This is a genomic window from Bradyrhizobium sp., from assembly GCF_049512235.1.
GTDB lineage: Bacteria > Pseudomonadota > Alphaproteobacteria > Rhizobiales > Xanthobacteraceae > Bradyrhizobium.
In genome coordinates this window covers 1-5,479 of sequence record NZ_JBEKXH010000432.1, presented here as the reverse complement: position 1 = coordinate 5,479, position 5,479 = coordinate 1, and the positions used below count along the sequence as shown (strand labels likewise).

At 61.3% G+C, this 5,479-nt stretch carries 5 protein-coding genes and 2 pseudogenes; 3 read left to right on the top strand and 4 right to left on the bottom strand.

The window, feature by feature from the left end:
- Window positions 1–25 precede the first annotated feature (25 nt).
- A pseudogene (locus ABSG20_RS28530) lies at window positions 26–715 on the top strand (FAD-dependent oxidoreductase); the annotation flags it as partial.
- Window positions 716–886: 171 nt separating this feature from the next.
- Here ABSG20_RS28530 and ABSG20_RS28525 read toward each other — a convergent pair.
- The 3 genes and pseudogenes from ABSG20_RS28525 to ABSG20_RS28515 all read right to left on the bottom strand — a co-directional run.
- Window positions 887–1,345, bottom strand: a pseudogene (locus ABSG20_RS28525) (NAD(P)-binding protein); the annotation flags it as partial.
- A 390-nt stretch (window positions 1,346–1,735) separates the two neighbouring features.
- Complete coding sequence (locus ABSG20_RS28520; protein WP_423867808.1) at window positions 1,736–2,074, bottom strand: hypothetical protein; 339 nt, start codon at window positions 2,072–2,074, stop codon at window positions 1,736–1,738.
- Between the two features lie 532 nt (window positions 2,075–2,606).
- On the bottom strand, window positions 2,607–3,053 hold the full coding sequence (locus tag ABSG20_RS28515; protein WP_423867807.1) for a hypothetical protein: 447 nt from the start codon (window positions 3,051–3,053) through the stop codon (window positions 2,607–2,609).
- Between the two features lie 40 nt (window positions 3,054–3,093).
- On the opposite strand from ABSG20_RS28515, the gene ABSG20_RS28510 reads away from it, so the two are divergent.
- On the top strand, window positions 3,094–3,795 hold the full coding sequence (locus ABSG20_RS28510; protein ID WP_423867806.1) for a VIT1/CCC1 transporter family protein: 702 nt from the start codon (window positions 3,094–3,096) through the stop codon (window positions 3,793–3,795).
- Window positions 3,796–3,809: 14 nt separating this feature from the next.
- Here ABSG20_RS28510 and ABSG20_RS28505 read toward each other — a convergent pair whose 3' ends face one another.
- Window positions 3,810–4,775 (bottom strand): cation diffusion facilitator family transporter, encoded by a 966-nt coding sequence (locus ABSG20_RS28505; RefSeq protein ID WP_423867805.1) that lies wholly within the window; start codon window positions 4,773–4,775, stop codon window positions 3,810–3,812.
- A 193-nt stretch (window positions 4,776–4,968) separates the two neighbouring features.
- Here ABSG20_RS28505 and ABSG20_RS28500 point away from each other — a divergent pair.
- A partial coding sequence (locus ABSG20_RS28500) for a histidine kinase dimerization/phosphoacceptor domain -containing protein (protein ID WP_423867804.1) occupies window positions 4,969–5,479 on the top strand: 511 nt, incomplete at its 3' end.

The following is a 5,479-nucleotide window of genomic DNA, read 5'->3' as shown; positions in this document are numbered from 1 at the left end:
CGAGCGGTTCCTGGGCGACCTAGCGATGGAGCAATGCTGGCCGATGCCGGTCGACAAGGTCGGCGCCGGCAAGCGTGTACTGGTCGTCGGTGCCGGGCCAAGCGGATTGTCTGCCGCCTATCATCTGACGCGGCTCGGCCATCAGGTCGAGATCCACGATGCCGGGCCACTACCCGGCGGGATGCTGCATTTCGGCATTCCGGCCTATCGCCTTCCGCGCGAAGACCTGATGAAGGAGATCAGGCGGATCGAGCAGATGGGCGTCAAGTTCGTGGCCAACCATCGGGTCGACGACGTGCTGGCCGAACAGAAGACGGGCGAGTTCGACGCGGTCTTTATCGCGATCGGCGCCCATCTCTCCAAGCATGTCGACATCCCGGCGCGCGACGCCATCAAGGTATTGGACGCCGTCTCTCTGCTCCGCGACGTGGAAGCCGATGCCGCACCGCGCCTTGGCCGGCGCGTTGTGATTTATGGCGGTGGCAATACCGCGATGGACGTCGCGCGGACCGTCCATCGCCTCGGCGCCAGCGAGGCGATGATCGTCTATCGCCGGGATCGCAGCCATATGCCGGCCCACGATTTCGAAGCCCAGGAGGCCTTGACCGAAGGCGTGAAGATAAAATGGCTGACCTCGATCAAAGCCATCGAAGGCGCCGATCTCACGGTCGAGGTGATGCGCATCGACGAGAACGGTCGCGCACAGCCGACCGGTGAATTCGAAACGCTGCAAGCCGACACGCTGGTGCTGGCACTTGGCCAGGACGTCGTCGACGCGATGGTTGGGTACGAACCTGACCCCCATCTGCCCGATCCGCCCGATCTCCTTCATCAGCTCCTGGCGCGGCAGGCGATAGGCCGGAATGCCGAAATGCAGCATGCCGCCCGGCAATGGCCCGGCGTCGTGGATCTCCACGCGATGGCCGAGCCGCGTCAGATGATAGGCCGCGGACAGCCCGCTCGGCCCGGCACCGACGACCAGAACGCGCTTGCCGGCGGCGACCTTGTCGACCGGCATCGGCCAGCCTTGCGCCATCGCAAGGTCGCCCAGAAACCGCTCGACGGCGTGAATGCTGACCGCGCTGTCGAGTTCCTTGCGATTGCAGCTGGTTTCGCAGGGGTGATAGCAGACACGCCCATGTACCGCCGGCAACGGGTTGTCACGGATCAGCATTTCCCACGCCGCCCGATAGTTTCCGGCTTGCGCCAATCCAATCCACGCCTGGATGTTCTCGCCGGCGGGGCAGGCGGCGTTGCAGGGAGGGAGCAGGTCGACATAGACCGGATGCCGATGACGTACCGCGCCGGCGCCCCTTTCGCGCGTGAGATTGATGACGGGAGTCATATCGCGGGCGAAGCTGCTCACCGGGCTGCTCCAACAATCCGGACAATTTGAAACCCAGGTCCGTCGCCGGCCTTGCGCCGGAGCACCGCGCTGCCGGTCTCCCGGATGAAGCAGGACAGCACGATGGCGTGCAAATGGAACTCCGAGCCGCCTTGCGCCGACCTGTCCAGCATGCTGTTTCCTCGCCGCTCGATCTTCGAAGCAGCGGCAGCACTGCCTAACGAAGGCACAGCCAGTGTATCTGCCGGGTGAACCGCGAGCTAGGTTCGGAAACTACTCAGGGCGATCGTAATATGTCTGTTATGCAGGCGGCGGCCAGGATCCGGGGCTGCGCACAGGCCGCCCGATTGCACACGTCAATGACCGGGAGCGTCGTCAAGCCGCGCCGCCTCAAAGGCCCCATTTGCGAATGAACCACACCTTCACGAAATGCGTGAGGATGGCGTACGCCAGCAGCATGGCGACGACCAGCGGCCAATAGAGCCGGGGCAGCGGCGTGAAGCCGAGCGCCGATCCTGCCCACGTGAACGGCAGCGCAATCCCGATGGCGCAGATGATGGTGATGATGATGGTGGTGGCGATGAGCGCCGGACTTGCATGGCTTTCGACGAATGGAATTCTCGCGGTCCTGATGATGTACCTCGGCGCGCGCCTCGGCAGGCCGAAGCCGACAAATCGCGGCGAGATGTGCGTCGATGGTGGTCGGATCGGCTTTGGATAATTCTGCATGGCGCCGCTTCAGGTCGGACATGAGCGCGTTCGGTCATTCCACCAGCTTTGCCAAAGTGGCTGCTGCGAATCTATTGCGGCGGGGGTCGATTCTGAAGCATCGGAATCTACTCAAGGAGTGAACTCTATCCGCACAAACTGCGATTCGCGAAATATCCATGCCTGAGCAATATTGACCATTAATTCGGTAACCGGAATGGCAAACTGGTTTCATCACCGCTCCGATCTGGGCCTCCATCGGTGACCGGGAGTGTTGTGCTCCCGCCCAAGGGGCAGCATCATGTCGCAAGTTCAAGCCGCAGTCAGGTGCCGGTTCGAGATGACCGCTGCGGATGCGCCGTCGAGCGGTGAGTTCTGCGTATTTGAATTTCCCGGCTGCAAAGGATGTCCGCACGCGCTGCACGCCATGAACGCGGCGGCAAGCTCTGAAGATCCCTTCAGGTCGAAGGTCTGGCGTGCATGGATTGCGCGCGTCTCCCGTCCCCAGAAATAGCTTTTTGTGTCATCAAGGAAGGTCGATGATGAGGTATATTCACTGTGAGAACCCAGCCCTTTTCAGGAAACGCCTTGCGGAAGCGTGCAGCGAGTCCGAGCGCGAGGTGCTCTCGAAGCTGCTGGCCGACGAAGAGGCGAAAGAGGCGTTCTTGCCGAGGGCAACGTCATGAACCGCAAGGGCGTTGATTTTACCCTCGTGCAGATCGAACCTGGCTTGTGGCAATGGCGCTTCCAAATCGGAGAGGCTGTCACCACCGGCAAGACCAAGACTCGTCTCATGGGCCTCGCTTCCCACAGAGTTCAGCAGCGGATTGATCGAGAGCTTGGAAAGCCGCGCGACCTGCCTCCAGCACCGTCCGGCAGCGCGGGTTAGGTGGTCGCCGCGCGCGACGATGTCTCTTGGCATCCGTCGATTTTTCAGACCGCATTGATGCAGATCAATCAATGCGCGGAAATCATCTATTCGCCAGGCTGATAGCCGCATGCGTTGTCGATATCGCCCTGCAGCCTGAGGGAGGTTGAGGATGGTTCGTCGCGCTGGACACGCGGAAGGTCATGCCGTTAACCGGCTTGGCTGGCTGAGGGCCGCCGTTTTGGGAGCGAACGATGGGATTCTTTCGACGGCAAGCCTGATCATTGGTGTCGCAAGTGCGCATGGCACGCATCAAAGCGTGCTGATCGCAGGTGTCTCGGGCCTCGTTGCCGGCGCGATGTCGATGGCGTCGGGGGAATATGTTTCGGTCAGTTCGCAATCCGATTCCGAACGGGCAGATATCGGGCGTGAAGGCAAGGAACTGCTTGCAAATCGCGCCGGCGAAACCAGGGAGCTGGCGGATATCTACGTCAAGCGCGGTCTGGACCCGACATTGGCGATGACGGTGGCCGAACAGTTGATGGCGCATGATGCGCTCGGCGCGCATACAAGAGACGAACTTGGAATTTCCGACATGACCGCGGCACGGCCGGTTCAGGCCGCCCTGGCATCCGCGGCGGCATTCGCGGCCGGTGCGGCGCCTCCTTTATTGATTGCGCTGGCGACGCCGACGGGTTTCGAAACCGCGACGGTATCGGTCGCGTCCCTGGCATTTCTCGCCGTGCTGGGTGCCGTGGGGGCCAAAGCCGGTGGGGCCAAGGTGATGAAGGCGGCTATCCGGGTTACGTTTTGGGGCGCGCTTGCAATGGTCGTGACAGCCGGAATCGGCGCTATTCTGGGTGCCCATGTCTGACATGGAGCGTGGCGCTAGCGCATGCCGAGGCGCCTCGCCGCGGTTTCCCTGAATCCTTCGGGGCTTTGCGGCTTGACGAAGACCGCGACGACCTTCGGATGGGTCAGACGCACGCATCGCTCGAGTTCGATCACCTTGGCTTCGATTTCCGGCGTTCTCAGTTCGTCGGCGAATTCCAGGCTGAGCGCGACTATTATTTCCTGAGGCGCAAGATGCACCGTCAGAATGCCGTTGGCGTGAGTGACCCCATCGATCTCACCGGCGACATGCAGGATGGAATCGACGATCGCCGGGTCGGCGCGTTCGCCGATCAGAAGGCTCTTGGTTTCCTTCGCCAGCAACCACGCCGTCGAACCGAGTATCAGTCCAATCAGAATGGAGCCGACCCCATCCAGAACCGGAAGGTCCAGGCGCACCGACAGATATATGCCCGCGAAGGCGACCAGAATGCCGGCCAGCGCCGCGCTGTCTTCGAACAGCACCATGAAGGATGGTGGATCCTTGCTTTCCCGGATAGCGTCGACGATCTCGGAATAGCGTCGTTGGCCGCGAAAGTTGCGCAGCGCAAGCCACCATGTCGTACCATCGAACAGGGCGGAGATGCCGAGCACGAGATAGCTCGCCGTCAGGTGCTGAACCGGCTCGGGATCGAGGACATGGACGACGCCCTGGTAGAGTGAGACGCCAGCGCCGAACGCGAACAGCAGGACCGCGACCACGAAACTCCAGAAATAGATTTCCCGGCCATATCCGAGGGGATGTTCAAGATCCGGCCGGCCCGCGGCCCGGCGCAGTCCGTAAAGCAGCAGGAAGCCGTTTCCGGTGTCGACGATGGAATGGACGCCCTCGCTGAGCATGGAGGAACTTCCGGTCCACGCCGCGGCGGTCAACTTCGTTAGCCCGATCAGGAGATCGCCTGAAATCGCCGCGTAAATGACGCGTCGGGACGACAGCCGCGAAATTACCTTGATAGAGGCCACGTCGGCTCCCCGGCGAGCGTACTGAAAGGCGAAATCGCTGCTTGATCCCTGCGGCAGCGCCTCGTCGCCATAACGTTCCCGTTCAATGACAGGCCACGATATTGTGTCGGATGGCGGACATAGTTGATCTGCATCAATCCGACCTGCGTTCACGACCTTAGGCTTATTCCATCGTCGCGGTCGAACGTAGCGAGTGCCGGACTCTCACGGGGGGGACATTATGATGGCTGAATATTCGTCGTGCGGCTCCTGCGTGTTCCCGGGCGCGATTTTTCAGGCCTCGGATCAATGTCTACCCGTTTTTGGGCCGACGGACCACAGGCTCGTGGAGCATCAATTGCGGGTCGCGCTCGCGCATAGCGAGGCGCGGCTTCGCCAAAAAGACGAATTGATCCAAAGACAAGAGCTGTTGAAAAAGGAGTCCGATCATCGGCTGATGAACGACCTGCAGATGACCATCAGTCTGCTTTCGCTGCAGAGCCGGGGATCGACGAACCCGGAAGCGGCCACGCAACTGGCAGTCGCGGCCAATCGCGTTTCCATGATAGCGCGGATTCACCGTCGTCTTCATTCCTTCGACGGCGTAGAGGCGATCGATTTCAAAGAATTTCTTGAGGATTTCGGTCGCGACTTCTCTGCGATGCTGTCATCGGACGAGCATCCGGAGCAGGTCGTTGTCGAGAGCATCGAAATAAACCTGGCGG

What these genes read in the sequence shown, in the direction of transcription:
- ABSG20_RS28510 (WP_423867806.1), top strand. Translation starts at nt 3,094, where the DNA reads ATGGTTCGTCGCGCTGGACACGCGGAAGGTCATGCCGTTAACCGGCTT.
- ABSG20_RS28515 (WP_423867807.1), bottom strand. Translation starts at nt 3,053, where the DNA reads ATGCGGCTATCAGCCTGGCGAATAGATGATTTCCGCGCATTGATTGAT.
- ABSG20_RS28520 (WP_423867808.1), bottom strand. Translation starts at nt 2,074, where the DNA reads ATGCAGAATTATCCAAAGCCGATCCGACCACCATCGACGCACATCTCG.